Below are 26,247 nucleotides of genomic sequence, written 5' to 3' on the forward strand. Positions count from 1 at the left end.
TCGGGGTCAACTGCCGTTGGACAGCGGCAGGCGCTTCGTGTTCCATCCGAAACCACATCACCAAAAAAAAGGCGCTGTTCGCGTTAATTGCGTTTCCTGTCCAGCCGCTTGCCGAACTGGACCGCTGCCCGCAACAGCAGCGCCGGCGTCGTCAGCCGTTTGTCGTCCAGCATCCGCTGCCAGCCCGAGTAGTCGATCAGGTAGCGGCTGGCCACGCCGCGAAAGCGCAACAGCCAGGTCTTGAACCGGCTGTGCCAGCCGTTCACGTTCTGCAGGTGGATCACGCCGCGCGTGCGGATGCCCGCCCGCAAGTTGACCGCCTCGTGCGTGATGCCCGCCCTGGCAGCAAAGGTCTTGTAGGCTTGCGCCGCATCGCTGACCAGCAGCACATCCGGCGCCAGCACGGGCCGCAGGCACCGTTCCAGCTGCGCCGCCGTCACCGGCCCACGCCCGGTATGGAAATCGAGCGTTTGTCCGCTGCGGTCGCGCGCTACCAGCAGGCATGCATGGTCGCGGTTGATGCCGCGGCGCCTGGCGATGCCGCCACGCTTGCGCGCTGGGCGGTCCAGCGTGCGCGATCCCTTCTGCGATTCGAGCAGGTAAGTTTCGTCCGCCTCGACGATGGTCGACAGCGTCGGCACGCGTTCGTGCATGGCGCCCGGAATGAAGCGGTGGCGCCAGCGAAAGCTGGTGGTGCGGTGCACGCCGGTGACGGCCGCGGCGTCGCGCACGGTACGCGATTCCAGCACGCACTGCAGGTACGCCAGCCATTTCTCCTTGAGGCGCAGGCGCGCCAGCGGCGTGCCGCTCAAGGCGTTGTAGCTGCGCCCGCAGCGGCAGCAGCGATAGCGCTGCAAGCCGCTGGCGCTGCCGCAGCGGTGGACGCGCGTATGGCGGCAACGTGGGCAAGGTGGACGGCCGGCAGCCTGTTCGATCAGCGCGATGCATTCGCCGGGATCCGCGATGGAGGCCAGCAAACTGCGCAGGCGTGCGAGATCCCGCGTGCACAGCGGCAACGCCTTGATTGCGGCAAGCACGTCGTCGAACGCCAGAGCCTGCATTGCTGCCTCCCCATGAGTTACCTCGACAATGGGTGAGACTGCCAGCGCAGCGGATGGTTCGCACAATGAACGCGAACAGCGCCAAAAAAAACGGCGTGCCGTGGCACGCCGTCTGCGGTGGGGACAGGCCGCTCAGGCCGCCGCTTCGTCCTGGCGCGGGGGCAGGGCGATCTGGTTGTCGACGCTGAACTGGTAGTCCTTGAACACATGCTCGGCGGACAGTACCTGATAGCTGCCGTCGGCCAGCTTGTGCGTGGTGTCCTTCAGGCGGTAGGTAGTGGAGCCGCAGGTCCAGCAGTTGAAGTTGCGCATGTGCGTGCACAGGCAGGTCTTGTCGAACACCTGGATGGCCTTCTTGTCCGGGTTCGCCATCACTTCGCGGTTGTACGAATTGATGTAGGCGCAGTTGCCGGTGGCGTCCAGCAGGTAGCCGTAGGATTCGCAGCCCGGGCGGATGCCGGAGCCGATCGCCGGCGTCTGCTTGAGCATGCGCATCGGATAGCCGGTCGGCGAGACGCCGTTGACGATGATGTCGTCCTCGGAAGCGCGGAAGTATTCCTGCTTGACGCTGTCCGGCAGGCCGCACTCGTGCGTGACGGTGAAGCGCGTCGCCACCTGCACGGCGCCGGCGCCCTTTTCCAGGAAGCCGACCGCGTCGGTACCGGTGAAGATGCCGCCGGCCGCGATCAGCGGGATGTCCAGCTGTTCCTGCTTCATGAACGCGTGCAGCTCGTCCATGATCGTGTGCAGGTCGTACTCCTGCCAGTCGTCGATGCCGAAGCCCAGGTGGCCGCCGGCCAGCGGGCCTTCGACGACGAGGAAGTCGGGCAGGCGATCCAGGCGCGAGACCTTGCGCAGGAACAGTTGCAGCGCGCGCACGGACGACACGATGGTGCCCAGCTTGGCGTCGCGGAAGCGCGGGTGGTCCTTGATCAGCTCGAACGAGCCCAGGTGCAGGCCGGCCGACATGGTGATGCCGTCGATGCCCGCGTCCAACGCCGCCGACAGGCGCGTGCGCAGGGTTTCCTTGGGCGCGTTCATGGTCAGCTTTTCCATGCAGTTCACGAAGATCAGGCCGTCGCCCTTCTTCGCCGCCATGGTGGCGCCGACGTGCAGGCGGGTCGCCTCGGCCAGCCGGTCGAGGTCGAACTTGACCGCCGACTTGTCCATGTTGTTGATGTTCGCCTTGTACAGCTTGGTCTTGTCCTTGACGAAGGTGGTGTCGAACTTGCGGTCCGACACGTCCTGGACCATGGCGTCGGAAATGTGGCCGATACCACCCAGGCGGGCCGCCTCGAGGGCCAGCTCGGACGTCGAAATGTCCACGCCCATTCCGCCGATCATGATGGGCACGTAGTCCTTGTTGCCCAGACGCAGGCAGAAATCATCAACACGTTTCATTGCACTCCTTAACACCACAAATTCGCTCCCGGCGCGCGTTCGCCCACGGATGGCGTGACTGCGCAAGCCCGCATTCTACCCCAGTGCGGGGCCGGGTCGAGAGGGCTTTTTGTCCCACGCGGTCCGCACGATCGTTCGAAAAAGACCGTGCGGACAAGGACTTGCGCGGTCAGTCGCGGAAGTTGTTGTACTGCAGGGGCAGGTCCTTGACGTCCTTGCGCAGCAGGGCGATCGCCTCCTGCAGGATATCGCGGTCCTTGCCGCTGACGCGCACGGCATCGCCCTGGATCGAGGCCTGCACCTTCAGCTTGCTCTCCTTGATGAGCTTGGTGATCTTCTTCGCGTCCTCGGTCTCGATGCCGTTGCGCACCTTGAGCACCTGCTTGACCTTGTCGCCGCCGATCTTCTCGATCTTGCCTTCGTCCAGGAAGCGCACGTCGACCTTGCGCTTGGTCATCTTGTTCAGCAGCACGTCGCGTACCTGGCCGATCTGGAAGTCGGAATCGCCGAACAGGGTGATCTCGCGTTCCTTCTGCTCGGCCCTGGCCGAGCTGCCCTTGAAGTCGAAGCGGGTCTCGATTTCCTTGCTGGTCTGGTCGACGGCGTTCTTGACTTCGACCATGTCTGCTTCGCAGACCACATCAAACGATGGCATCTTGTTGTTCCTTTGTTTTGCAAATACGGGATGGCGATATTTTAACGGACAACGCCCGTGCCCGAGGCCGTCCTCTATAATCGCGGAAAACTTCCGTCCCCAGCCATGCCAGCCGACCTGCCCCTTTCCCGCGACGTCCAGCTCCAGCCCTTCAACACCTTCCGCATCGCGGCGCGCGCGCGCCACTACCTGCGCGTGACCGACCCGGCGCAGCTGACGCAGGTGGCGGCCGACCCGCGCCTGGCCGCGCTGCCGCGCCTGGTGCTGGGCGGCGGCAGCAACCTGCTGCTCGTCAATGACGAGGTCGCGGCGCTGGTGCTGCACATGGGCCTGGCCGGCCGCGAGGTCGTGGGCGAGACGTCCGACGCCATCCTCGTGCGCGCCGGTGCCGGCGAGTCCTGGCATGGCTTCGTCGAGTGGACGCTGGCCCGGGGCCTGGGCGGCCTGGAGAACCTGGCCCTGATCCCGGGCACGGTGGGCGCGGCGCCGATCCAGAACGTCGGCGCCTACGGGGCCGAGACGAAGGACTTGTTCCATTCGCTGAGCGCGTTCGACTTCGCCACCGGCGCGGTGCGCACGATGACCGCGGCCGACTGCCGCTTCGGCTACCGCGACAGCGTGTTCAAGCACCCGGAAGGCGCGCAGCTGGTGGTGCTGGACGTCACCTTCGCGCTGCCGCGCGCCTGGGCGCCGAACCTGCGCTACGCCGAGCTGGCCAATGCGCTGGCCGGCACCGCCGCCCCGACGCCGCGCGCCGTGGCCGACGCCGTGATCGCGATCCGGCGGCGCAAGCTGCCCGATCCGGCCGAGATCGGCAATGCCGGCAGCTTCTTCAAGAATCCGGTGGTGTCGGCCGCGCAGTGCGCGCGCCTGCTGCAGGCGTGGCCGGACCTGGTGCACCATCGCCAGCCCGACGGCGCCGAAAAGCTGGCGGCCGGCTGGCTGATCGACCGCTGCGGCTGGAAGGGCAGGAACCTGGGCCGCGCCGGCGTCTATCCGCAGCAGGCGCTGGTGCTGGTCAACCTCGGCGGCGCCAGCGGCGCCGAGGTGCGGGCGCTGGCGCGCGCGATCCAGGACGACGTGCGTGCGCGCTTCGGCGTGGAGCTGGAGCCGGAACCCGTCATGGTCTGAGCGGGCGGCGCGACGGCCCAGGCGGCGTTTCCTGCCGTCCATCGCAAAAGCGACTCCCCGCCGGAAGCCATTGCCTACAATGGTTTCACTTTCACCACACCGGGAACGACCATGCCAAGAATCGCCTTCGCCCTCGCTGTCTCCCTCGCCTGCCTCGGCGCCGGCGCCGCCCACGCCGCCGAGCAGGCGCGCACCGTGCCGCCGTTCACCGCGATCAGCGTGCAGGGACCGTTCAACGTCATCGTCGAAGCCGGCAAGGCGCAGTCGCTGTCCGTGCGCGGCAGCGACAAGTTCGTGGGCGGCGTGGCCAGCGACGTCGTCGATGGCGAACTAGTGGTGCGCATGCGCGACCGCAACTACGGCACGCTGCGCGGCGACCAGCACGTCGTCGTCACCGTGCCGCAGCTGCGCGCGTTCAAGGCCGAAGGCGCCGGCGAGATCCGGCTGAACCATATCCGCGGCGAGCGCTTCGAAGTCGGCTACCGCGGCGCCGGCGAGCTGCGCATCACCGGCGAGGTCAAGGCGTTCCGCATCCGCGCCGAGGGCGTCGGGGTGGTCGACACCAAGGACCTGATCGCCGACGACGTCGACATCCGTTTCCAGGGCGTGGGCGAGGCGCGCGTGTATGCGCGCAACCGGCTCGATGCGCAGGTCGAAGGCATGGGCAGCCTGACCTATTTCGGCCGGCCGCGCGTGGTCAACAACAAGGCGTCGGGCCTGGGGTCGGTGCGCCAGGGCGACCGCTGAGCGTCACCCCGGCACCGCCTGGCCCCGGATCGTCGCCTGCACCCGGTTGCGTCCGCCGCGCTTGGCCGCGTACAGCGCCGCGTCGGCGGCCTCGATCAGGTCTTCCAGCGAGCGGTTCTCGCCGGGCACGGTGCAGGCCACGCCGATCGACATGGTGACCACGCCGCATTCGGCGCGCGGGTGCGGCAGCAGCAGCCGTTCCAGCTCGGCGCGGCAGGCCTCGGCCAGCGCCAGCGCGCCGTCCAGGTCCGTTTCGGGCAGCAGCAGGGCGAATTCCTCGCCGCCGTAGCGCGCCGCCAGGTCGGCCGGGCGCTTGAGCTGGTTGGTCAGCACGGCGGCCGCCTTCTTCAGGCACAGGTCGCCGGCCGGATGGCCGAAATGGTCGTTGTACAGCTTGAAGCTGTCGACGTCGCACAGCAGCAGCGACAGCGGCATGCCGTGGCGCCGCCCGCGCTGCCATTCGTAGCGCGCGGCCTCGTCGAAGCGGCGGCGGTTGGCGATGCCGGTCAGGCCGTCCAGCGCGGCCAGCTTCTGCAATTCCTCGTTGGCGCGCGCCAGCGCTTCCTGGCTCGCGCGCAGCGAGCGGTAGGCGGCGTCGCGCTGCAGGCGGCTGATGTAGCCGGACGAATGGTGGCGGATGCGCGCCACCAGTTCCAGGCGGTCCGGCAGCTTGACCAGGTAGTCGTTGGCGCCGACCGCGAAGCCGTGCGCCTTCAGGCTCGGCTCGTCCTTGGTCGACAGCACGATCACCGGCACGTCGCGCAGGGCTTCCTCGGCGCGGTAGGCGCCGATCATCTCGAAGCCGTCGGCGTCCGGCATCACCAAGTCCTGCAGGATCACGGTCGGGCGCTGCGCCAGCGCCGCGGCGACCGCCGCGCGCGGGTCGGCGACGGCATGGAAAGCGATGTCGGGGTCGGCGGCGAGCATGCGGCGGACGGCCTCGGCGATGATGCGCTGGTCGTCGACCAGCAGCACGCGCACCTGGTCGTCGGCGTGTTCCACGGTATCGGGTGCGCTTTGGCGGGTTTCAAGCATCGGAAATTCGATAAAAACAAAAAGAAGCCGGCGGAATCATGGCGAATCAACCATTTTACCCAACAACGCGGATGAAATGTCATCCAGCGGCAGGATCCTGGCCGCGGCGCCCACCTGCGCCGCCGCGCGCGGCATGCCGTACACGGCGCTGCTGGCCTCGTCCTGGGCGATGGTGGCGTGGCCCGCGCGGCGCATCGCCAGCAGGCCGTTGGCGCCGTCGCGGCCCATGCCGGTGAGCAGGATGCCGGTCGCCGTGCGCTGCCAGTGGCGCGCCACCGAATGGAAGAACACGTCGATCGACGGGCGGTAGAGTTCGTCGCGCGGATGCTCGTCGTAGCACAGCCTGCGGTCGGGCGCCAGGCGCAGGTGGTCGTCGGTGGCCGCCACCTGCACGACGCCGCCCTCGAGCGCGTCGCCGTCGGCGATCGCGCGCACCGGCAGGCGGCACTGGTCGCCCAGCCAGCGCGCCAGGTGGACGGCGAAGGCGGGATCGATGTGCTGCACGATCACGGCCGCGGTGTCGGCCGGCGGCTTCCAGCGTTCCAGCAGGCGCGCCAGCGCCACCGGTCCGCCGGTCGAGGCGCCGATCGCCACCAGGTGGTTGACCACGGCGGCGGGATGGCCCGGCGTGCCCGGCTGCGGCAGGTTCTTGCCGATCAGCTTGCCGATCGTGCGGATCTTGGCCAGCAGCGCGTCGTCGCCGCCCTGGCCCAGCAGCACCGGCGTGGCGGTGACGTCGAGGGCGCCGGCGCCGAGCGCGCGGAACACCATGTTGACGTTGTCCTGCGGCCGCGCCGTCACCACCAGGATCGCACACGGCGACGCGGCCATGATGCGCCGGGTGGCCTCGACGCCGTCCAGCAGCGGCATGGCCAGGTCCATCAGGACCAGGTCGGGCGGCAGGTCGGCGCACAGGCGCACGGCATCGATGCCGGTGCGCGCGGTCCACGCCAGCTGGTGCTCGCCGCCGGCCAGCAGCGCGCGGCGCAGGGCCTCGGCGGCGGTCGGGCTGTCGTTGGCGATGCCGATCCTCACGGCGCCTCCCCGGTGTCGAAGGACGGGCCGCCGACCAGGTCCTGCACCGCCTCCAGCAGCGTGGCGTCGTGGAAGGCGCCCTTGGCCAGGTAGTAGTCGGCGCCGGCCTCCATGCCGCGCGCGCGGTCTTCCGGGCGGTCCTTGTACGACACGATCATCACCGGCAGCTTGTGCAGGCGCGGGTCGCGCCGGATCCGTTCCAGCAGGCCGATGCCGTCCAGGCGCGGCATGTCGACGTCGGTGACGACCAGGTCGAAGGCGCCTGCGCGCAACTGGTTCCAGCCGTCGATGCCGTCCAGCGCCACCTCCACCGCGTAGCCGCGCGCGGCCAGCAGCTTGCGCTGCATCTCGCGCACCGTGAGCGAGTCGTCGACCACCAGCACGCGCCGGCGTCCCTGGCGCGTCGCCGCGCCCGCGGCCAGGCGCAGCGGCGCGCCCTCGCCGAGCAGGCGCGCGATCGACAGCAGCAGGTCGGGCACGTCCAGCACCAGCGCCGGGGCGCCGTCGTCGAGCAGGGCGGCGGCGGCCACGTCGCGCAGCTTGCCGAAGGTCGGTTCGAGCGGCTGCACCGTCAGGCTCTGCTCGCCGCGCACGGCATCCACGACCAGGCCGTAGCGCTCGCGCGCCGCGCCGATCACGACCACGTCGAGCAGGTCGGCGGCGGCGGCCTCGCCGAGGTCGAGCACCTGGGCGGCCGGCGCCAGGCCGACCTGGCCGCCGTCCAGTTCCAGGTACTGGCGTCCCGCCAGCGTGCGCACCGCCGACCGCGCCACGCGCAGCACGCGCCCGATGCGCGCGATCGGCAGCGCATAGGCCTCGCCCGCCACGTCGACGACCAGGGCGCGCACGATCGACTGCGTCAGCGGCAGCGTCATGGCCGTGCAGAAGCCCCGGCCCGGCTGCGATTCGGCGCGCACGCTGCCGTTCAGCGCGCGCACTGCCTCGTGCACGACGTCCATGCCGACGCCGCGCCCGGACAGTTCGGTGGCGCCGTCCTTCAGCGAAAAGCCGGGCAGGAACAGGAATTCCATCAGCTCGGCCTGGGACAGCGCCTCCGCCACCGCCGGCGCCGCCAGGCCGCGCGCCAGCACGGCCTGGCGGATGCGCGCGGGATCGACGCCGCGCCCGTCGTCCGCGACCTCGATCGCCAGCATGCCGCCGCGGTGGCGCGCCTCCAGGCGGATGGTGCCGTGCGCCGGCTTGCCGGCGGCGCGGCGCTCGTCCGGATCCTCCATGCCGTGGTCGACGGCGTTGCGCAGCAACTGGTTCAGCGGCCCCTCGACCTTCGCCAGCACCGCGCGGTCGACCAGCGTGCCGGCACCGGCGATTTCCACGCGCACGTCCTTGCCCAGGCCGCGCGCCAGGTCGCGCACCATGCGCGGCAGCGCGTGCACGCCCTCGCGGAACGGGCACATGCGCAGGCCGAGCAGCCCGTCGGCCAGGCGCGCCGACAGGTTCAGCGCGCGGTGCTCGTAGGTCTCGGCATCGGCGATGGCGCGCTGCAGGCCGCCCTGCAGCGGGCGGGCGCGCTCCAGGGCCTGGCGCACCAGTTCCAGCACGGCCGGATCGCCGGACGCGGCGGCCGCCTCCTGCAACTGCCCGAGCGTCTCGGCCAGCAGGCGCTGCTGGCGCTTGTCGCGCTGCAGGGCCGCGATCCACGGCCGCATCTGGCCGGCGTGCAGGCGCGCCTGGCTGGCCAGCGCGAGCAGCTCGTCGCTGGCCGCGGCGGCGGCGGGCGTGGCCGGCGCGGCGGCGGGCGCTGCGGGCGCTGCGGGGATCGGGGTGGCGGGGGCGGGCGGGACTGGCGTGGGCGCCGGCGTGGCGGTCGGTGGCGCCATCGCCGCCGGCGCGGCATCGGGCGCGGCGGTCGGGCGCAGCAGCGGGCCCGGTCCGCGCCCGCGCAGGCGGCCCAGTGCCGCCACCGCGGCGTCGACGGCGGTCGCGGCGGCGGCGTCCGTGCCCGCGGCCAGGCGCTGCATCAGGTCGACGCCGGCCAGCAGCGCGTCGACGTCGGCCGCGCCCAGGCGCAGGCGGCCGCGCTGGGCGGCGACGAACACGTCTTCCATCGCGTGCGCCAGCCGCACGGCCGTCTCCAGGCCGACGATGGCGGCCGCGCCCTTGATCGAGTGGGCGGCGCGCATCAGCGCTTCCAGCGTGTCGGGGCCGGCGGCGCCGCGCTCGAGCAGCAGCAGGCCGTCGGTCAGGGCGCGCGCCTGGTCCTCGGCCTCGAGCCGGAACAGGTCCAGCATCGACATGCCGCTCAGGTCGCCGCTGAGGTCGCCCGGACCGTTGCCGTCGTGGTCGCGGCTCATCGCAGCAATCCTTCCAGGCGTTCGCGCAGGCGCGCGGCGTCGAGCAGGCCGGCCTCGAGCGCGCTGTCGCGGATCACGCCGGCCAGCAGCGGCGACGGGGCGTGGCCGACGGTGGCGGCGGCCGGGCGCATGTCGGCGGCGGCGTGGCGCAGCACCCCGTGCACCTCGTCCACCGGCAGGGCGAAGCCGTGCGCGCCGGTGGACAGCACCAGCAGGCGCGGGAAGGCGTGGCGGCCGAGCGGCGGCGGCGCCGCCGCGTCGATCTCGAGCAGGCGCGCCAGCGACACGGCCGGCAGCAGGCGCCCGCCGACGTTGACGATGCCCAGCAGCGCGCCGCGGCTGCGGTGCGGCAGCCGGTGCACCGGGGCCAGCGGGGCGACCGAGGCGGCCAGTGCCAGTGGCGCCGCCAGCCATTCGTGGCCGATGCGAAAGGCCATGGCCGCGCTGTCGGTGTGCGGCGCGGGCGGCGCCTGGCGCGCCAGTTCGCGCGCCCAGGCGTCGCGGTAGCCCTGGTCGACGGGGCGCTGCAGGCTGCGCTGGGCCGCCTGGGCGTACACCGGACAGTGGCGGCAGTGGGCGTGGCGCTCCAGTTCGGGGCAGCTGCGGTCGCCGCTCACGCCGATGCGGCGCCAGCAGTCGTCGCGGCCGGGATCGATGGCGCCCGTGGTGTCCATGGCGCTCATGCCGCGCCGCTCCGGCGCCGTTCGAAGATGCGCGCGGCGCGCCGGCGCAGGTCGGCGCCCCGGGCCGCGTCGCCGAGCCGTTCGTGCAGCAGCGCCAGGCCGCACAGCGCCTCGTAGTGGTCCGGGTCGAGGTAGATGCAGCGGCGCCAGCAGCGTTCCGCCGCGCGCGCATCGTGCGCGCATTCGTGCACCATGCCGAGCAGGAACCAGGCGCCCGCATGCTCGGGCAGGCGCGCCAGCACCTCGCGGCAGGCCTGCTCCGCCTGCGCGAGGCGCCCGGCGTCGGCGTGGCGCTGGGCCTGGGCCAGCAGGTCGGCCGGTGCCGGGCGCGGGCGCGGCGCTGGCCGGGTCGGTGCAAACTCCGGCGCGGACCCCGGCGCGGCCGGCGCAACCATGGGCGCGGCGGGCGCGGCATCGTTCGCGGCGGACGGCGCGGGCCGGCGCGGCCGCGCGGCGGCGCCGGCCGCCAGCCGGCGCAGGGCGAACGGCGCCTCGGGTGCATCGGCCAAGAAGCCGTTGCGGCAGAACGTCGGCGCCTCGGCGTAGCCGGACAGCAGCAGGCCGTCGTGCGCCAGCAGCGCGTGCAGCACGGCGGCGGCGCGGGCGCCGCCGGCGGCGTCGAAATAGATCAGCAGGTTGCGGCAGAACGCCAGGTCGTAGCGGCCCGCCTGCGCCAGCGTGTCCAGCGCGAACAGGTTGCCCTGGGCGAAGTCGACGTAGGCGCGCGCCGCCGCCGAGACGACCCATTCGTCGCCGTCGCGCACGCAGTGGCGCGCGCGGAACTCGAGGTCGGCGCCACGGAAGGCATTGCGTCCGTAGCGGCCGGCGCGGGCGCGCGCGATGGCGCCGGCGGACAGGTCGACGGCGTCGATGCGGCACTGGCGGGCATCGATGCCGGCGTCGAGCAGGGCCATCGCCATCGAATACGGTTCCTCGCCGCCGGCGCAGGGCAGGGACAGGATGCGCACCGGCTGGCCCGGGCGCGCCTGCAGGCGCACCCGCACGAAGGCGAGGGCGGCGTCGAACACGGCGGGATCGCGGAACAGCCAGGATTCCGGTACCACCACCAGGTCGACCAGGGCGTCGAATTCCGCCGTGCCGGGCTGCGGCGAATAGGCCGCGCGCGCCGGCGCCGCGCCGCAGGCCAGGCGCTCGCGCACGGCGCGTTCGACGCTGGCCGCGTCGAGCAGCAGGCCGGTGGCCTGTTCGAGCGCGTGGCGCAGGCTCATGGGGCGGCATCCCCGAACAACTGGCGCTCGACCTCGGGCGCCAGCAGGCGCGCGGGCTCGAGCAGCTGCACCAGGCCGGGTTCGACGGCGGCGATGCGGCCCAGCCAGGGCGCCGCCGCCACGCCGCCCTCGGCCAGCCGGGCGCCGAGGTCGGCCACGCCCGCGACGCGTTCGGCCTTCAGGCCCAGGCGGCGCATGCGCCCGAGCGCCGCCACCTCGACCAGCAGGATGCGGGTGTCGTAGCGCACGGCGTCCGGCGGGCTGCCGGCCAGGCGCGACAGGTCGATCACGGGCACCGGCTCGCCATGCAGGTCCAGCAGGCCGGGCACGTAGTGCGGCGCGCCGGGCAGAGCCTTCAGGCGCGCCACCGGCAGCACCCGCTGCACGGCCGCCAGCGGCAGCGCATAGCGCTCGCGCCCGATGTGGAACAGCATCGCCTTCATGCGCCGCCCTACATCGTGACCGCGAAGGTCGCGACCGACTGCTGCAGGTCGCCGGCGGCGTACTGCAGCTGGTGCACCGCCTCGCTGGTGGCCTTGAGCGATTCGACGGTCTGCTGGCTGGCGTCGGACAGCTGCGTCATCGTCTCGGTGATCTGCGAGGCGCCCACGGCCTGCGACTGCATGCCCTGCAGCACGAGGTCGAAGCGCGGCGCCAGCTTGCGCACCTGGTCGGTCATGCCCGACAGCTGCCCGGCCACGCGGCGCACTTCGCCCACGCTGCGCCGGATCTCTTCGGCAAACTTGTCCATGCCCATCACGCTGGCCGCCACCGCTGACTGCATCTCCTTGAGCATCTGCTCGATGTCCCAGGTCGACACCGAGGTCTGGTCGGCCAGGCGGCGGATCTCGGCGGCCACCACGGCGAAGCCGCGTCCCGCCTCGCCGGCCTTTTCCGCCTCGATGGCGGCGTTCAGCGACAGGATGTTGGTCTGGTCGGCCACCTTGGTGATGGTGACCAGCACGCCGGTGATGTTGTTGGCCTTCTCGGACAGCGCGGCCAGCTTGGCGCCGATCGAGTCGGTGGCCGCCACCATCTGCTGCATGGTCTGGTCCATGCGCTCCAGGTTGTCCTGCGCCTCGGCCGTGGCGTTGGTCGTGTAGTCGGCGACCTCGGTGGCTTCCTCCATCGTGCGCAGCAGCTGCGAGGTGTTGGCCGAGATCTCGCGCGTGGTCGACAGCACCTCGACGCTGGTCTGGGCCTGCTCGATGCCGGTCGCCTCCTGCTGGCGCGCGGACGCCGCGATCTGGGTCGCCGACGTGGTCACCTGGATGCCGGCGCGCTGGACGTTGTTGAGCAGGCTGCGCAGGTTGCCGAACATCGCCGCCAGGCCTTCGCCCATGCGGCCGATGGCATCCTCGCCGCGCACGGTGATGGCGCCGGTGAGGTCGCCGCGCGCCGCCTTCGACACGGTGTCGAGCAGGGCGTCGACCTTGGCGCGCAGTTCGCGCGAGGCCGCGAGTTCCTTGGCCTGGTTGTCCTCGATGGCCTGGGCCATGCGGTTGAATTCGAGCGCCACCCGTCCCACCTCGTCGCCCGACATCACCTCGGCGCGCGCGCCGCCGGCGCCGCCGGCGATCTGGCGGCTGGCGTCGGCCAGGCTGGCCAGCGGGCGCGAGATCGCGCGCACCAGCAGCGTGGCGATCAGGATCGCCAGCACCACGCAGGTGACGCCGCCGCCGGTGATGAGCAGGTTCATCGATTCGCGCAACGCTGCGGTGTCCTGCTGGCGGCGCGCCAGCAGGCGGCTTTCCTCGCCCTCGACGTCGCCCAGCAGCGCGCGCATCGCGGCCACGGTGGCCGTACCCTTGAGCACTGCGGCCTCGTTCGACGCCACGCCGGCCGCGCCGTTCGCGCGCCGCGCCTCGATCTGCGGGCCGATCAGCTGGTCCATCCAGGCCGTCATCATCGCGTCCAGCCGGTCCAGGCGCTGGCGCTGCACGGGGTTGTCGACGGTGAGGTCCTGGGCGCGCTTGAGATGGCCGCGCGCGCTCGCGTATTCGGTGCGGATCGGGGCGACCAGCGTCTCGTTGCCAGTGATCAGGTAGCCGCGCGTGGACGCCTGCACCTGCAGCACCGAGGTCGCGACCTGGTCGGTTTCCAGCAGCACTTCGAGCGTGTGGCGGTTCCAGCCGTTGGCCTCGGACAGGCGGGCGAAGTTCTGGTAGGCGAGGATGAGCAGGAACAGGATGATCGCGACGATCGCGCCGAAGCCGGCGACCAGCTTGTTCTTGATGCTCAGGTTGCGAAACATGGAGGCTCCTGTGTCTGGATTCGGGCCGACTGTAGCATGTTGCCCGGTGCTACGAAAGGGCGGCGACCGGCAGCGGGGCCAGCCCGTGGCGCGCCCGCGCCCGCCGGCATGTCTCGTCGCCGGGCTCGACCTCGCGGCAGGGGGACGGACGGTGCGGGTAGACGCGGCACGCCACGGCGCCGCCGGGGCCAGTCTCCAGCGCCGCGCAGCGCGGTTGCGCGGCATGCGTGCCGGCCATGCAGGCGTAGTGGGCGTTGACCTGCTCGGTCCAGCCGGCCGGCAGGCCGCGCTCGTCGGCCTCGGCCCAGTAGAACGAGACGCGATAACGCATGCAGCAGGCGCCGCAGGCAAGGCAGGGATTGTCGTCCATCGGCACGGTCGAATGAATGCAAGGTGGATGAAGAATAGTAGCGCGGACGCAACAACATGCAAAGCGCAAGTACTGATAAAACAAATGAGAATGATTCGCGTTTACTTAAGGCATAAAGTTTGGTAAAGTCTTTGCGTTGCCGGAAACATTTCATAAAAAACTTCCAAGCAGGATGCCAGACCATTCCATGAAAGCCATGATCAAGAGCCGCAAGCATTCCACCCCGATCCGCCGTCCCGCCAGCGCCGCCCAGCTCGCGCTGTCGATGCTGGTACTGCCGCTGGCCGCGCATGCGGCCGACGATGCCGCCGCCGCCGCCACTGCCGCCACCGCGACCGCGACCGCCACGGCCAGCGCGGCCGCCACGCCGGCGCCCGAATTCAACGAGGGCCGCGACGTGCCGCGCCGCGTGCACATCCGCGGCGAGAAGGAAAACGACTTCAAGGCCGACCACGCCCAGTCCGCCAAGTACACCGAAAAGCTGGTCGACACGCCGCAGACCGTCATCGTCATCAAGAAGGAACTGTTCGAGCAGCAGGGCGCGACCACGCTGACCGAGGCGCTGCGCAACACGCCGGGCGTCGGCACCTTCTTCCTGGGCGAGAACGGCAGCACCAACACCGGCGACGCGATCTACATGCGCGGCTTCGACACCTCGGGCAGCCTGTTCGTCGACGGCATCCGCGACATCGGCTCGATCTCGCGCGACGTCTTCAACATCGAGCAGATCGACGTCCTGAAGGGCCCGGCGGGCACCGACACCGGCCGCGGCGCGCCGACCGGCTCGATCAACCTGAACACCAAGCAGCCGACGCTCAAGAGCGCGGCCGGCGCCAGCGTCACCGTCGGCGAGGAACACCGCCGCCGCGCCACCGCCGACATCAACCAGGTGATCGACCACGCCAGCGGCACCGCCTTCCGCCTGAACCTGCTGGACCAGGACAACGGCGCCCCGGGCCGCGACGTCGTGCGCGACAAGCGCTGGGGCGTGGCGCCGTCGCTGGCGTTCGGCCTGAACGGCGCGACCCGCCTGTACCTGGACTACCTGCACGTCAAGCAGGACAATACCCCGGACGGCGGCGTGCCGACCGTCGGCCTGCCGGGCTACACCAGCCCGGACGCGAAGACCGATCCGGCGCTGAACACGGCGGCGCGCGTCGATCCGCGCAACTTCTACGGCTCGACGGCCGACTACGACAAGGTCAAGGCCGACATGGCCACCGCCATCATCGAGCACGAGTTCAGCCCGCGCATGAAGCTGCGCAACACCAGCCGCTACGGCAAGACCAAGCAGGACTACCTGCTCAGCGCCTTCATGGGCACCGCCGCCAACCTGGTGACGACCGGCGACCCGTCGACCTGGACGCTGGCGCGCACCAACCGCACCATCAAGGACCAGGAAAACACGGTGCTGGCCAACCAGACCACGCTGACCAGCGAATTCGCCACCGGCGCGCTGGACCACACGCTGGTCGCCGGCCTCGACCTGACCGACGAGAAGCAGAAGAACTTCAGCTATACCGGCGGCGGCACGCTGGCCCCGGCCAATTTCTATCACCCGGACCCGTCGATCCAGCCGGTCGGCCTGAACCTGGTGCGCAGCGGCGCCCGCACCCAGGGCCAGACGACCACCCAGTCCGGCTACCTGCTCGACACCGTCAAGCTGGGCGACAAGTGGCTGTTCGGCGCCTCGGTGCGCGTGGACCGCTTCGACACCGAATACGATGCCGTGACGCTGTCGACGGCGACGGCCAACCCGACGCTGCCGGTGGGCACCCAGATCCCGAACCACGTCGAGCTGTCCGACCACCTGGTCAGCGGCAAGGTCTCGGCCCTGTACAAGCCGACCGAGAACAGCAGCGTGTACGCGCTGTGGGCCAACTCGAAGCAGCCGCCGGGTTCGAACCTGACGCTGAGCACCGGCGCCAACAGCGCGTCGAATCCGATCTACGATCCGCAGGTCAGCACCACGACCGAGATCGGCGGCAAGCTCGAGCTGATGAACCGCAAGCTGGGCCTGAACGCGGCGATCTATCGCACCGACGTCAAGAACGAGGTCGAGCAGGATCCGGTCGACCTGAAGTACTACCAGACCGGCAAGAAGCGCGTGCAGGGCATCGAGCTGAGCGTGACGGGCGAGATCACCCGCGAATGGATGGTCAATGCGGGCTACACCTACATGGACACCAGCATCGAATCGGGCAAGCTGGTCACGGCGGCCGCGGCCAACGCGCTGAGCTACACGCCCAAGAGCGCCTTCACCAGCTGGACCACGTACCAGTTCCCGTTCGGCCTGAAGGTGGGCGGCGGCGTGCGCTACCAGGGCAAGCTGCTGCGCGGCACCGACGGCGCCGTTGGCACCCCGGCGTACGCGGAAGACTACACGGTGGTGGACCTGATGGCCGCCTACCGCATCAACCGCCACGTCGACCTGCAGCTGAACGTGTACAACGTGGGCGACAAGGAGTACGTCGCGGCGATCAACAAGAGCGGCTACCGCTACACGCCGGGCGCGCCGCGCTGGGCCAGCCTGACCGCCAACTTCCACTTCTGACCGTAGCCGGTCCCGGACGCTCCCGGGACCGTGCAGCCCGGGTCCGCGCCGCCCTTTCCCGTCGGGGAAGGGCGGCTTTTTTCATGTCAGCCGACAGCCACCAGTCCGGCCCCGGCCGCCAGCGGCACCCACAGCAGCGCATCGGCCAGCACCCGTTCCGGCGCCAGGGCGCAGGCCGTCGCGGCGTGCAGGGCGCAGGCGTGGGCCGGCGCGCCTTCCTGCGCGGCCTGCAGGAAGTGGAATTGCCAGGGTTCGAGCACGTGCACGGCGGTGCGGTAGTGCAGCCGGCCCACGGCCAGGCGCGTCGGCGCCGGTGCGGGCGGCAGCGGCAGGTCGGCGTCGTCCCGCGCGCGCGCCGCCGCCTGCCAGTAGGCGTGCACTGGATAGTCCAGCGCGAGCAGGCGGGTGCACTGCGCCGGCGTCACGCGCGCATCCGGGCGGCACAGCCAGTCCAGCATGCCGGGGCGGTCCGCCGGGGCGGCGCCTTCGAGGCCGCGCGCCCGCCCCGCTTCGCCCAGCGCCCGTTCCAGCCGCGCCAGCTGGGCCGGGAAGGCGAAGCGCCGGGTGGCCTCGGGGTCCCGCGTCGCAGGCTGGCTGGCCGCCAGGAAGCCGGCGAAGCCGGCGCCCAGGTCGTACAGCGTCGGCGAGCGCGAAGGGTGGCGCCAGACATAGGCCTTCGCGAAGAAGTCGAACAGCGCGCCGCCCATGACCCGGTGCAGCACCGGAAAGTCGGCGCGCATGCATTCGAGCAGGCGCAGCACGTAGCCGTCGGCGTAGACGTGCAGGCGCGATGCCGGCAGGCCGGGGGCGGGGCGCAGCACCTCGTGCTCGGCCAGCCCGTGGCGCGCCTGGGCCAGGGCCAGGCCGCGCGCGGCGCCGCCCGGTGTCATGATGGCCGCCAGGAACCACGCCTGCGACTCGGCCAGCGGCGCCGTCATGGCGGCACCGCCTCGGCGTGCGCCGGCCCGAGGTGAAAGCCCAGCGGCCCGGCCAGCACGGTCTCCCGCTCCGGCGCGGCGCGGCGCACCGGCGCCTCGGCGAATTCGCCGCGCAGCGCCGCGCGCGCCTTGTCCAGTTCCGCCAGCAGCTCCGGGTAGGGGGGGATGTTCGCATCCCATTCGAGCATGGCGGCCACGCCGCCGGTCAGGCGCTGGGCCAGCGCATACAGGCGCCAGACGGCGGCCGGCACCGGCGCGTCGTGGGTGTCGACCAGGTAGCCGCCGCAGTCGGTGGGGCCGGCCAGGTGGATCTGCACGATGTGGCGCGGCGGCAGGCTGCGGATGTAGCGCTCCGCGTCGAAGCCGTGGTTGACGGACGAGACGTGGACGTTGTTCACGTCGAGCAGCAGGCCGCAGCCGGTGTCCTCGGCCAGGCGGCCGAGGAATTCCCATTCCGGCATGCTGGAACCGGCGAATTCCACATAGCTGCTCGGGTTTTCCACGATCAGCGGGCGGCCCAGGAAATCCTGCACCGCGCGCACCCGCGCCGCCACGTGGCGCAGGCTGGCTTCGTGCAGCGGCAGCGGCAGCAGGTCGTGGCTGTTGACGGACGCAGCGCCGGTCCAGCACAGGTGGTCGGACACCCACGCCGGACGCAGCTCGGCCGCCAGTGCGCGCAGCCTGGCCAGGTAGGCCATGTCGAGCGGATCGCTGCTGCCGATCGACAGCGAGACGCCGTGCATGACGATCGGCACCCGGGCCGCGATGCGGTCCAGCACCGCGCGCGCCCAGCCGTGGTTGTCGATGAAGTTCTCGCTGATGATCTCGAACCAGTCGACGCGCGGGCCATGCGCGAGGATGTCCTGGAAGTGCACGTTGCGCAGGCCCACGCCCAGGCCCAGGTTCGGGAGGCCCAGGCGCGCGGGCGCGCCGGTGGTCGGCGCCGCCATCAGGTCGACGGCGGCAGGGCGATGCGCAGGTCGCTCGGCGCGGGTTTCGCGCCGGGGTCCTGGTGGCGCGCGCTCATCACCTTGCTGTAGGCTTCCCAGGCGGTGTCGTAGACGCTGTCGCCGAGCGAGAAGCTGAGCGTCTCCTTGATCGAGACGGCGCCGTGGTCCGGGGCGGCGCCGAACTCGTACAGCGTCATGGTGCCGGCGGCCGGATACAGCTGGGAGGCCGAGATCGGCACGGCGCAGCCGCCGAAGGTCTTGCACTTGTTGTCCGAGGGCGCGCTGTAGAACGAGGGAACGGGCGTCGGCTTGGGGCCGCCGCACAGGTTGGCGGCGGTGGGCAGCGGCGCCGCCTTCACCGCGTGGCCGCAGGAACCGCCGCCGGTATCCAGCTGGGCGAAGCCGCAGCCGCCCTGGGCGTGGCAGCCGTTCGAGCCGCGGCAGGTGTGGTAGACCGCCAGCGCCGCGCAGGCATTGCCGTTGCTGCCCTGCGGGTCGCCGTCCAGGCTCAGGCCCTGGCAGGCGTGGTACAGCGTGGACTGGTCCGGCAGCGGCACGCCCACCGACAGGTCGGGCGACTTGCCCAGCACTGCCCAGCAGATCGAGAAGCGGTCGCCGGCGCCGACCATCGACGGATAGGGGAAGCCGAGGTCCTGGTCCTTCCAGTATTGGTCCAGCACCGAGGTGATGCCGTACACGGCCCCGGTGGCGACGGTGCTCAGCATCGCCAGCGTGTCCGTGCCCTGCTTGAGGTTGTTGAGCGCGGTAGCCACCTGCGCCGGCGTCGGGATGTTGTCCGGCGCGGCGGCGGCGTCGTACTCGCTGTTGGTCAGCATGGCGTCGGTCCAGGTGCTGGCCGGATCGGCGTGCCAGTGCGCCCAGGTCGTCACGTCGGCGAGCATGTCCTTGACCTGGCCGAAGCGCTCGTAGTGGTCGTAGGCGGCGTAGTCGGCGCGCGCGGCGGCGTCGGCCGAGCGCGCGTGGCCGCCGGCATTGGTGTAGGACGGGTAGTCTGCCTCGAGCGCCGCGCGGTCTTCGCGGTAGTCGGGTTGCACGGCCTTGAGCATGGCACCGCGGCGGTAGCGCTTGATCGCGCTCTCGTTGCCCTCGCCCTGGTCGGTGATCGCGGCCATCATGTCGATCGCCTTGTCGAACGTGGCGATGGTGTTGGGGTCGTCCTTGGCGAACAGCGTCGCGAAATGCGGGAATTCCGCCTTCGCGTGGCCCGGCACGGTGCTGTTGAACATGTCCTGCTGCACGGTGCCCGGCTTGTACAGCTTGTCCCACAACGTCTCGCCATCTTCGTACTCGATGCTGATGTACTGGGCGTAGCACTGGTACATGTGGCCGATGGTGCCGAACAGCGGCAGGTCGGCCGACGTCATGCCCGGGGTCCAGTTTTCGAACGGCACTTGCGGGAAGTAGGTCTGCGGATGGGCCGCGTGGAAGGCCGCCAGTTCGCCCTGGAACTGGTCCTCGGGCTGCTCGATCGCCAGGAACAGGTCGCACTGGTTGGCGTTGAGTTCCTCGAGCGCCACGCGCACGTGCTTGTAGTTCTCGGTGTGCTGCAGGTCGACGATGTGCGGGATCAAGGTCTTGGTCGGGCCGTAGCAGGTCCAGCCGTGCTGGTCGTCCTGCAGCGCGTTGCCGGTGAAGCAGGGGCTGGCGCCGATCGCGGTGGCGAGGTTCGCGGCGATCTGCAGGTGCAGCATCTCCTGGATGAACACGCTGAAGATGATGTTGAAGGCTTTCTGGTTCGGCGCGTCGGTGCCGGCGCCGGCGCGCACGCCGGTGCCCATGCCCGGCCACTGGCGGCCCTTGTAGTAGCTGAGCCACTTGGAATTGATCTGGTGCGTGCCCTGGATCGAGTACATCGTGCTCATGTAGAGCGGGATCGTGAACAGCTCGACCTCGACGGCCGCCTGGGCGATCGCGTACAGGGCGGCGGTGTCGTCGGCGAGCTTGGCGAGGGGGCGTTTGGTGGCGGGTGGGGACGGGTCTTTTCCTGCAACGGGCATTTCCATGTCGTTCTCCAAAAGGATGCGTTTCGAACTGTCGAAGTGAGGCACGCCGGTACCCCTGCGGGCACCTCCGGATGCGGCATCCATTGCGTTCCATGCCACGGGCAAGCACGCATTTTGATGCCTTGATGAAATATTTATGCATCCGGCCCAATGGAGACTAATGTAAAAATATTACATAAACAATTGCACGGATGTAAAAACAACAAAACCGCCTCAAGGGCGGTTTTGTTGATAATAATCAAGACCAAGCAGCTTGATTATGTTATATGGCGACCATCATTGACCGCGCTTGGCGCGCGCCTTGGCCGCGATGCGCATGCGCAGCGCATTGAGCTTGATGAAGCCGCCGGCGTCGGCCTGGTTGTAGGCGCCGCCGTCTTCGTCGAAGGTGGCGATGTTCATGTCGAACAGCGAGTCGGTCTTCGAATCGCGCGACACGACGATCACGTTGCCCTTGTACAGCTTCACGCGCACCCAGCCGTTGACGCTCTTCTGTGTGTGGTCGATCAGCGTCTGCAGGGCGACGCGTTCCGGCGCCCACCAGTAGCCGTTATAGATCAAGGAAGCGTAGCGTGGCATCAGGTCGTCCTTCAGGTGCGCCACTTCGCGGTCCAGCGTGATCGACTCGATCGCGCGGTGGGCGCGCAGCATGATGGTGCCGCCCGGGGTTTCGTAGCAGCCGCGCGACTTCATGCCGACGTAGCGGTTTTCCACCAGGTCCAGCCGGCCGATGCCGTGCTTGCCGCCCAGGCGGTTCAGCTCGGTCAACACCTGCGCCGGGGTCATCTTGACGCCGTTCAGGCCGACGATGTCGCCGTGCTCGTACTCGATGTCGAGGTACTCGGCCTGGTCCGGCGCCGCTTCCGGCGACACGGTCCAGCGCCACATCGATTCCTCGGCTTCGGCGCTCGGGTTTTCCAGGTGGCGGCCTTCGAACGAGATGTGCAGCAGGTTCGCGTCCATCGAGTACGGCGCGCCGCCGTTCTTGTGCTTCATGTCGATCTCGATGCCGGCGTCCTCGGCGTACTTCAGCAGCTTCTCGCGCGACAGCAGGTCCCACTCGCGCCACGGGGCGATGATCTTGACGTCCGGCTTGAGCGCGTAGGCGCCCAGCTCGAAGCGCACCTGGTCGTTGCCTTTGCCGGTGGCGCCGTGCGAGACGGCGTCGGCGCCGGTCTCGTTGGCGATCTCGATCAGGCGCTTGGCGATCAGCGGACGCGCGATCGAGGTGCCCAGCAGGTACTCGCCTTCGTAGACGGTGTTGGCGCGGAACATCGGGAACACGAAGTCGCGCACGAATTCCTCGCGCACGTCGTCGATGTAGATGTTTTCCGGCTTGATGCCGAACTTGATGGCCTTGGCGCGCGCCGGTTCCAGCTCTTCACCCTGGCCGAGGTCGGCGGTGAAGGTGACGATTTCGCACTTGTAGTTGTCCTGCAGCCATTTGAGGATGACCGAGGTGTCGAGGCCGCCGGAGTAGGCGAGGACTACTTTCTTGATGTCGCTCATGGAAGTTCCAATGATGTGGTACGTGGAGGAGGAGGTGATGGTCAGCCGGCCCGGCAGTCCCGGGCCGACGATCAAGCGTTTGCGATGATACGGGTTTATTTGTCGGCGATGCGACCGAGCAGCAGGTATTCGATCAGCGCCTTCTGCACGTGCAGGCGGTTCTCGGCCTCGTCCCACACGACCGATTGCGGGCCGTCGATGACCTCGGCCGCCACTTCCTCGCCGCGGTGCGCCGGCAGGCAGTGCATGAACAGGGCGTCGCTGCTGGCGCGTGCCATCTTGGCCTGGTCGACGATGAAGCCGTCGAAGGCCTTCAGGCGCTCGGCGTTTTCCTTTTCGTAGCCCATGCTGGTCCAGACGTCGGTATTGACCAGGTGCGCGCCGGCGCAGGCGTCGGACGGGTTCTCGAAGAAAGTGTAGTTCGTCGTCGACACCAGGGCCGGGTCGAGGTCGTAGCCCTTGGGCGTGGACACGTTCAGGTGGAAGCCGAACACCTCGGCCGCCTGCAGCCAGGAATACAGCATGTTGTTGGCGTCGCCCACCCAGGCCACCGTCTTGCCGGCGATCGAGCCGCGGTGTTCCCAGTACGTGAAGATGTCGGCCAGCACCTGGCAGGGATGGTGCTCGTTGGTCAGGCCATTGATCACCGGCACGCGGGAGTGCGCCGCGAAGCGCTCGATGATGTCCTGGCCGAACGTGCGCACCATGATGATGTCGCACATGCGCGACATGACCTGGCCGGCGTCCTCGACGGGTTCGCCGCGGCCGAGCTGGCTGTCGCGCGTGTTCAGGTAGATGGCGGCGCCGCCCAGCTGGTGCATGCCGGCCTCGAAGGACAGGCGGGTACGGGTCGAGCTCTTTTCGAACACCATCACCAGCGTGCGGTCGACCAGCGGGTGGTACACCTCGTAGGCCTTGAACTTGCGCTTGATGACCGTGGCGCGTTCGATCAGGTACTCGAACTCGTCGCGGGTGAAGTCGGAAATCTGCAGGAAATGCTTGATGGGAGTGTTGACAGCCATGTTATACCTTCGGGATGCAAGAATCCCTTGTCTTCGATCTCTTTGATTATAAGCGGTTTTGTTTATCTTCCAAGAAATTATCGACGGCGATCAATACAGCGTCTGCGCCGATTCGTGCAGCAGCTGCGCATACAGCGTATGGCGCAGCCTGGCGATCTTGCCTTGCGCCACCGCTTCGAGGATCGCGCACTGCGGCTCGGCCAGGTGGCGGCAGTTGTAGTACTTGCAACCGCCCAGGTAGGGCTGGAAGTCGACGAACGCGCGTTCCAGCATGCCCTCGGACAGGTGGTACAGGCCGAATTCCTGGAAGCCCGGCGAATCGATGATGTTGCCGCCGGCCGTGCCCGGCAGGCGGTACAGGCGGGTGAACGTGGTCGTGTGCTTGCCGGTGTCGAGCGCTTCCGAGATTTCGCGGGTGGCGATGTCGGCGTCCGGCACCAGCAGGTTGATGAGGGACGACTTGCCCATGCCGGACTGGCCGATGAAGATCGACGACTGGCCGGCCAGCAGCGGCATGAGCGTGGCGACCGCCTCCTCGGGCCGCGCGCGCGCCGACACCTCGTGCAGCGGATAGCCCATGCCGGTGTACAGCGCCGCGCGTTCGCGCGCCCGCGCCAGCGGTTCCTCGACGTCGACCTTGTTCAGGATCAGGTGCGCCTCCACGCCGGCCGCCTCGCAGGCGACCAGCGCGCGCGACACGAGGTCGTCGGAAAAGCCGGGTTCGGTGGCGATGACGACGAACAGGCGCGTGATGTTGGCCGCCAGCAGCTTGCTCTTGTACTGGTCGGAGCGGTACAGCAGCGTGCTGCGCTCGGCGATCTTCTCGATGACGGCCTGGTCGGCCGAGGTGCGCTTCAGGTGCACGAGGTCGCCGACCGCGACATTGGTCTTCTTGCCGCGCGTGACGCACTGCAGGAGGGCGCCGTCGACGTCCGCCAGGTAGTGGCGGCCGTGGGCGGCGACGATGGTGCCGGTGAATTCCGCGGCGCCGGCCGGCTTGCCCGGCTTGCTCCCCTTGCTCATGTCGCGCTCCCTTGGGCGAACAGCGCATCGGTCCTGGCGGCGCAGATGAAATCGTTCGCGCTCAGGGCATTGCCGGCCGAGTGCGTCGTGAAGCGCACCGTGCAGCGGTCGTAGCCCACGTGCAGGTCGGGGTGGTGGTCTTCGCGGTGGGCGATCCAGGCCAGGGCGTTGACGAACGCCATGGTCTCGTGGAAGTCGCGGAAGGCGAAGCGGCGCGCCAGCGCGTCGCCGTCGATGGACCAGTCCGGCACCTGGGCGTGCAGGGCGGCGACGGCGGCGGCGTCCAGCGCGGGGGCGCCGTGGGCGCAATGGCGTTCCAGCAGGTTCGGGAGCGTGCTCATACGGCCCCCGATGCCTGCAGGTGCTGCACGCGGACCCAGGCCGGCGGGTGCGAGTCGTAGAACGCGGAGTGGACCGGGTCCGGCGTCAGCGTCGAGGCGTTGTCCTCGTACATCTTGACCAGCGCCGAGACCAGGTCGCGCGCATCGCTGTGCTCCGCGGCGAAGGCGTCGGCCTCGAACTCGTGCTTGCGCGAGGTGAACGAGGACAGCGGCGAGAACGGGAAGGTGAACACCGGCAGCACCAGCACGAACAGCAGCAGGGCCATGGCGTCGTTCGGGCCGTTCAGCAGCGGTTCCACGCCCAGGCCGGTATAGAACCAGGCTTGCTGCTTGAGCCAGCCGAGCAGGGCCAGGAAGGCCAGCGACAGTGCGAACAGGACGACGATGCGCTTGACGATGTGCCTGAGCTTGAAGTGGCCCAGTTCGTGCGCCAGCACGGCTTCGATCTCCGGCGGCGCCAGGCGTTCCAGCAGGGTGTCGAAGAACACGATGCGCTTGTTCGCGCCGAAGCCCGAGAAATAGGCGTTGCCGTGGGCCGAGCGCTTGCTGCCGTCCATCACGAACAGGCCCTTCGAGGCGAAACCGACGCGCGCCATCAGGCCTTCGATGCGGTCCTTCAGCGTGGCGTCCTGCAGCGGCGTGAACTTGTTGAACAGCGGCGCGATCACGCTCGGATACAGCACCATCATCAAAAGCTGGAACCCGCTCCAGACCAGCCAGGCATACAGCCACCACAGCGCGCCCGTCCTGTCCATCAGCACCAGCACGATCCACAGTAGCGGCAGGCCGATGACGGCGCCCACCAGGCTGCCCTTGACCGCATCGGCGATCCACAGCCCGACGCGCATCTTGTTGAAGCCGAAGCGCTGCTCGAGCACGAACTGGCGCCAGTACGAGAACGGCAGGTCGAGCAGTCCCGAGATCACGGAGAAGGCGACCACCAGCAGGATCTGGTAGCCCATGCCGGGCCCGGCCAGCGCCAGCAGCGCCTGCGACAGCGCCTGCAACCCGCCCAGCAGCGTGAACCCGACCAGCACCAGGCCGCTCCACAGCGCCGCGAGCAGCCCGAAGCGGGTCTTGGCGACCGTGTAGTCGGCCGCCTTCTGGTGCGCGGCCAGCGGGATCTTCGCGGCGAATTCCGCGGGCACGGCGGCGCGGTGGCGCAGCACGTGCCCGATGTGGCGCCGCGCCAGCCAATAACGCAGCGCCAGCGTCAGCAAGAAGAAAAATACGAAGACGAGCGAAAACCCGGATGAAAGCATTCTGTGCCTGTGAGAAAATCCAACATTTGGGAACCGATCCGCCCGGCGTCGCCCCCGCCTGCGCGGCGATGACGACTCGCCCGGTTCCGCCAATATTCAAAGCGTAAAGAGAGAATTATGTCACAAGCCACCCCCCGCCCCAACGAGTTCAACCTGATCTGGCTCGACATGGAAATGACCGGCCTGGATCCGGACAACGACCGCATCATCGAAGTGGCCGTCGTCGTCACCGATCCGGACCTGAACGTGCTGGCCGAGGGCCCGGTGTTCGCCATCCACCAGAGCGACGCGACGCTGGACAAGATGGACAACTGGAACAAGGGCACGCACGGCAAGTCCGGCCTGATCGACCGCGTCAAGGCGTCGACCGTCGACGAGGCCCGGGCCGAGCAGGAACTGATCGCCTTCCTGAAGCAGTGGGTGCCGGCCGGCAAGTCGCCGATGTGCGGCAATTCGATCTGCCAGGACCGCCGCTTCATGGCGCGCGGCATGCCCAAGCTGGAGGCGTTCTTCCACTACCGCAACCTGGACGTGTCGACGCTGAAGGAACTGTGCCGCCGCTGGAAGCCGGAACTGGCGTCGGGCTTCAAGAAGGCGCAGAAGCATACCGCGCTGGCCGACATCATCGAGTCGATCGAGGAACTGCGCTACTACCGCGAGCATTTCATCAAACTGTAAAAATCCTGCCGCTGGCGCGACACGATGTTGTAA

23 protein-coding genes are annotated in these 26,247 nt (G+C 69.5%); 4 read left to right on the forward strand and 19 right to left on the reverse strand.

From position 1 onward, the window contains the following. Positions 1–83: 83 nt before the first annotated feature. From QZ749_RS04300 to QZ749_RS04310, 3 genes are all read right to left on the reverse strand, one after another. The gene (locus QZ749_RS04300; protein ID WP_296943638.1) at positions 84–1,061 is read right to left on the reverse strand and encodes an IS1595 family transposase; all 978 of its coding nucleotides are present in this window, start codon (positions 1,059–1,061) and stop codon (positions 84–86) included. 132 nt (positions 1,062–1,193) lie between these two features. Continuing rightward, complete coding sequence (locus QZ749_RS04305; RefSeq protein WP_296943640.1) at positions 1,194–2,462, reverse strand: nitronate monooxygenase; 1,269 nt, start codon at positions 2,460–2,462, stop codon at positions 1,194–1,196. Positions 2,463–2,631: 169 nt separating this feature from the next. Next, positions 2,632–3,117, reverse strand: coding sequence for a YajQ family cyclic di-GMP-binding protein (locus tag QZ749_RS04310; RefSeq protein ID WP_296943642.1), 486 nt, complete (start codon positions 3,115–3,117; stop codon positions 2,632–2,634). A gap of 105 nt (positions 3,118–3,222) precedes the next feature. On the opposite strand from QZ749_RS04310, the gene murB reads away from it, so the two are divergent. Together murB and QZ749_RS04320 are read left to right on the forward strand one after the other, a co-directional pair. Continuing rightward, the gene (murB, locus tag QZ749_RS04315; protein WP_296943643.1) at positions 3,223–4,248 is read left to right on the forward strand and encodes a UDP-N-acetylmuramate dehydrogenase; all 1,026 of its coding nucleotides are present in this window, start codon (positions 3,223–3,225) and stop codon (positions 4,246–4,248) included. 111 nt (positions 4,249–4,359) lie between these two features. Then, complete coding sequence (locus QZ749_RS04320; RefSeq protein ID WP_296943644.1) at positions 4,360–4,995, forward strand: head GIN domain-containing protein; 636 nt, start codon at positions 4,360–4,362, stop codon at positions 4,993–4,995. Positions 4,996–4,998: 3 nt separating this feature from the next. Here QZ749_RS04320 and QZ749_RS04325 read toward each other — a convergent pair whose 3' ends face one another. From QZ749_RS04325 to QZ749_RS04360, 8 genes are read right to left on the reverse strand one after another with little or no spacing between them, the layout of a single operon-like run. After that, positions 4,999–6,030, reverse strand: coding sequence for a diguanylate cyclase (locus QZ749_RS04325; protein ID WP_296943646.1), 1,032 nt, complete (start codon positions 6,028–6,030; stop codon positions 4,999–5,001). Between the two features lie 36 nt (positions 6,031–6,066). Then, positions 6,067–7,065, reverse strand: coding sequence for a chemotaxis-specific protein-glutamate methyltransferase CheB (gene cheB / locus QZ749_RS04330; RefSeq protein ID WP_296943647.1), 999 nt, complete (start codon positions 7,063–7,065; stop codon positions 6,067–6,069). Then, positions 7,062–9,377, reverse strand: a complete 2,316-nt coding sequence (locus QZ749_RS04335) for a hybrid sensor histidine kinase/response regulator (protein ID WP_296943648.1) — start codon at positions 9,375–9,377, stop codon at positions 7,062–7,064. The genes cheB and QZ749_RS04335 overlap by 4 nt, the downstream gene beginning before the upstream one ends. Continuing rightward, entirely contained in the window at positions 9,374–10,060 is a 687-nt protein-coding gene (locus QZ749_RS04340) for a chemotaxis protein CheW (RefSeq protein WP_296943650.1), read from the reverse strand. The genes QZ749_RS04335 and QZ749_RS04340 overlap by 4 nt, the downstream gene beginning before the upstream one ends. Then, positions 10,057–11,289 carry a CheR family methyltransferase gene (locus QZ749_RS04345; RefSeq protein ID WP_296943653.1) on the reverse strand — a complete coding sequence of 411 codons (1,233 nt, stop codon included), beginning with the start codon at positions 11,287–11,289 and terminating at the stop codon, positions 10,057–10,059. The genes QZ749_RS04340 and QZ749_RS04345 overlap by 4 nt, the downstream gene beginning before the upstream one ends. Beyond that, entirely contained in the window at positions 11,286–11,732 is a 447-nt protein-coding gene (locus QZ749_RS04350; RefSeq protein ID WP_296943656.1) for a chemotaxis protein CheW, read from the reverse strand. The genes QZ749_RS04345 and QZ749_RS04350 overlap by 4 nt, the downstream gene beginning before the upstream one ends. A gap of 8 nt (positions 11,733–11,740) precedes the next feature. Further along, on the reverse strand, positions 11,741–13,543 hold the full coding sequence (locus QZ749_RS04355; RefSeq protein WP_296943658.1) for a methyl-accepting chemotaxis protein: 1,803 nt from the start codon (positions 13,541–13,543) through the stop codon (positions 11,741–11,743). Positions 13,544–13,592: 49 nt separating this feature from the next. Continuing rightward, positions 13,593–13,913: a YkgJ family cysteine cluster protein gene (locus QZ749_RS04360; RefSeq protein WP_296943661.1), complete on the reverse strand. Its 321-nt coding sequence runs from the start codon at positions 13,911–13,913 to the stop codon at positions 13,593–13,595. A 187-nt stretch (positions 13,914–14,100) separates the two neighbouring features. On the opposite strand from QZ749_RS04360, the gene QZ749_RS04365 reads away from it, so the two are divergent. After that, the gene (locus tag QZ749_RS04365; RefSeq protein WP_373896780.1) at positions 14,101–16,467 is read left to right on the forward strand and encodes a catecholate siderophore receptor Fiu; all 2,367 of its coding nucleotides are present in this window, start codon (positions 14,101–14,103) and stop codon (positions 16,465–16,467) included. 86 nt (positions 16,468–16,553) lie between these two features. On the opposite strand, the gene QZ749_RS04370 is transcribed toward QZ749_RS04365, so the two are convergent. From QZ749_RS04370 to QZ749_RS04405, 8 genes are all read right to left on the reverse strand, one after another. Next, a complete protein-coding gene (locus tag QZ749_RS04370; RefSeq protein WP_296943663.1) occupies positions 16,554–17,405 on the reverse strand; it encodes a DNA-binding domain-containing protein in 852 nt (283 codons plus the stop codon). Continuing rightward, positions 17,402–18,355 (reverse strand): DUF692 domain-containing protein, encoded by a 954-nt coding sequence (locus QZ749_RS04375; RefSeq protein WP_296943665.1) that lies wholly within the window; start codon positions 18,353–18,355, stop codon positions 17,402–17,404. Before QZ749_RS04375 ends, QZ749_RS04370 begins: the two co-directional genes overlap by 4 nt. Further along, positions 18,355–20,379: a ferritin-like domain-containing protein gene (locus tag QZ749_RS04380; RefSeq protein ID WP_296943667.1), complete on the reverse strand. Its 2,025-nt coding sequence runs from the start codon at positions 20,377–20,379 to the stop codon at positions 18,355–18,357. The genes QZ749_RS04375 and QZ749_RS04380 overlap by 1 nt, the downstream gene beginning before the upstream one ends. A gap of 276 nt (positions 20,380–20,655) precedes the next feature. Next, a complete protein-coding gene (locus QZ749_RS04385; RefSeq protein WP_296943669.1) occupies positions 20,656–21,888 on the reverse strand; it encodes an argininosuccinate synthase in 1,233 nt (410 codons plus the stop codon). Positions 21,889–21,983: 95 nt separating this feature from the next. Continuing rightward, positions 21,984–22,910 carry an ornithine carbamoyltransferase gene (gene argF / locus QZ749_RS04390; RefSeq protein ID WP_296943671.1) on the reverse strand — a complete coding sequence of 309 codons (927 nt, stop codon included), beginning with the start codon at positions 22,908–22,910 and terminating at the stop codon, positions 21,984–21,986. Between the two features lie 90 nt (positions 22,911–23,000). Further along, complete coding sequence (rsgA, locus tag QZ749_RS04395; protein ID WP_296943673.1) at positions 23,001–23,933, reverse strand: ribosome small subunit-dependent GTPase A; 933 nt, start codon at positions 23,931–23,933, stop codon at positions 23,001–23,003. Beyond that, the gene (locus QZ749_RS04400; RefSeq protein ID WP_296943676.1) at positions 23,930–24,274 is read right to left on the reverse strand and encodes a 4a-hydroxytetrahydrobiopterin dehydratase; all 345 of its coding nucleotides are present in this window, start codon (positions 24,272–24,274) and stop codon (positions 23,930–23,932) included. The genes rsgA and QZ749_RS04400 overlap by 4 nt, the downstream gene beginning before the upstream one ends. Beyond that, entirely contained in the window at positions 24,271–25,536 is a 1,266-nt protein-coding gene (locus QZ749_RS04405; protein ID WP_296943677.1) for a M48 family metallopeptidase, read from the reverse strand. The genes QZ749_RS04400 and QZ749_RS04405 overlap by 4 nt, the downstream gene beginning before the upstream one ends. A 117-nt stretch (positions 25,537–25,653) precedes the next feature. On the opposite strand from QZ749_RS04405, the gene orn reads away from it, so the two are divergent. After that, positions 25,654–26,214: an oligoribonuclease gene (orn, locus tag QZ749_RS04410; protein ID WP_296943679.1), complete on the forward strand. Its 561-nt coding sequence runs from the start codon at positions 25,654–25,656 to the stop codon at positions 26,212–26,214. Positions 26,215–26,247 lie beyond the last annotated feature (33 nt).

It is taken from the genome of uncultured Massilia sp. (assembly GCF_913773735.1).
Lineage (GTDB): Bacteria > Pseudomonadota > Gammaproteobacteria > Burkholderiales > Burkholderiaceae_D > Telluria.

What these genes read in the sequence shown, in the direction of transcription:
- QZ749_RS04300 (WP_296943638.1), bottom strand. Translation starts at nt 1,061, where the DNA reads ATGCAGGCTCTGGCGTTCGACGACGTGCTTGCCGCAATCAAGGCGTTG.
- QZ749_RS04305 (WP_296943640.1), bottom strand. Translation starts at nt 2,462, where the DNA reads ATGAAACGTGTTGATGATTTCTGCCTGCGTCTGGGCAACAAGGACTAC.
- QZ749_RS04310 (WP_296943642.1), bottom strand. Translation starts at nt 3,117, where the DNA reads ATGCCATCGTTTGATGTGGTCTGCGAAGCAGACATGGTCGAAGTCAAG.
- murB (WP_296943643.1), top strand. Translation starts at nt 3,223, where the DNA reads ATGCCAGCCGACCTGCCCCTTTCCCGCGACGTCCAGCTCCAGCCCTTC.
- QZ749_RS04320 (WP_296943644.1), top strand. Translation starts at nt 4,360, where the DNA reads ATGCCAAGAATCGCCTTCGCCCTCGCTGTCTCCCTCGCCTGCCTCGGC.
- QZ749_RS04325 (WP_296943646.1), bottom strand. Translation starts at nt 6,030, where the DNA reads ATGCTTGAAACCCGCCAAAGCGCACCCGATACCGTGGAACACGCCGAC.
- QZ749_RS04335 (WP_296943648.1), bottom strand. Translation starts at nt 9,377, where the DNA reads ATGAGCCGCGACCACGACGGCAACGGTCCGGGCGACCTCAGCGGCGAC.
- QZ749_RS04340 (WP_296943650.1), bottom strand. Translation starts at nt 10,060, where the DNA reads ATGAGCGCCATGGACACCACGGGCGCCATCGATCCCGGCCGCGACGAC.
- QZ749_RS04345 (WP_296943653.1), bottom strand. Translation starts at nt 11,289, where the DNA reads ATGAGCCTGCGCCACGCGCTCGAACAGGCCACCGGCCTGCTGCTCGAC.
- QZ749_RS04350 (WP_296943656.1), bottom strand. Translation starts at nt 11,732, where the DNA reads ATGAAGGCGATGCTGTTCCACATCGGGCGCGAGCGCTATGCGCTGCCG.
- QZ749_RS04355 (WP_296943658.1), bottom strand. Translation starts at nt 13,543, where the DNA reads ATGTTTCGCAACCTGAGCATCAAGAACAAGCTGGTCGCCGGCTTCGGC.
- QZ749_RS04360 (WP_296943661.1), bottom strand. Translation starts at nt 13,913, where the DNA reads ATGGACGACAATCCCTGCCTTGCCTGCGGCGCCTGCTGCATGCGTTAT.
- QZ749_RS04365 (WP_373896780.1), top strand. Translation starts at nt 14,101, where the DNA reads ATGAAAGCCATGATCAAGAGCCGCAAGCATTCCACCCCGATCCGCCGT.
- QZ749_RS04370 (WP_296943663.1), bottom strand. Translation starts at nt 17,405, where the DNA reads ATGACGGCGCCGCTGGCCGAGTCGCAGGCGTGGTTCCTGGCGGCCATC.
- QZ749_RS04375 (WP_296943665.1), bottom strand. Translation starts at nt 18,355, where the DNA reads ATGGCGGCGCCGACCACCGGCGCGCCCGCGCGCCTGGGCCTCCCGAAC.
- QZ749_RS04380 (WP_296943667.1), bottom strand. Translation starts at nt 20,379, where the DNA reads ATGGAAATGCCCGTTGCAGGAAAAGACCCGTCCCCACCCGCCACCAAA.
- QZ749_RS04385 (WP_296943669.1), bottom strand. Translation starts at nt 21,888, where the DNA reads ATGAGCGACATCAAGAAAGTAGTCCTCGCCTACTCCGGCGGCCTCGAC.
- argF (WP_296943671.1), bottom strand. Translation starts at nt 22,910, where the DNA reads ATGGCTGTCAACACTCCCATCAAGCATTTCCTGCAGATTTCCGACTTC.
- rsgA (WP_296943673.1), bottom strand. Translation starts at nt 23,933, where the DNA reads ATGAGCAAGGGGAGCAAGCCGGGCAAGCCGGCCGGCGCCGCGGAATTC.
- QZ749_RS04400 (WP_296943676.1), bottom strand. Translation starts at nt 24,274, where the DNA reads ATGAGCACGCTCCCGAACCTGCTGGAACGCCATTGCGCCCACGGCGCC.
- QZ749_RS04405 (WP_296943677.1), bottom strand. Translation starts at nt 25,536, where the DNA reads ATGCTTTCATCCGGGTTTTCGCTCGTCTTCGTATTTTTCTTCTTGCTG.
- orn (WP_296943679.1), top strand. Translation starts at nt 25,654, where the DNA reads ATGTCACAAGCCACCCCCCGCCCCAACGAGTTCAACCTGATCTGGCTC.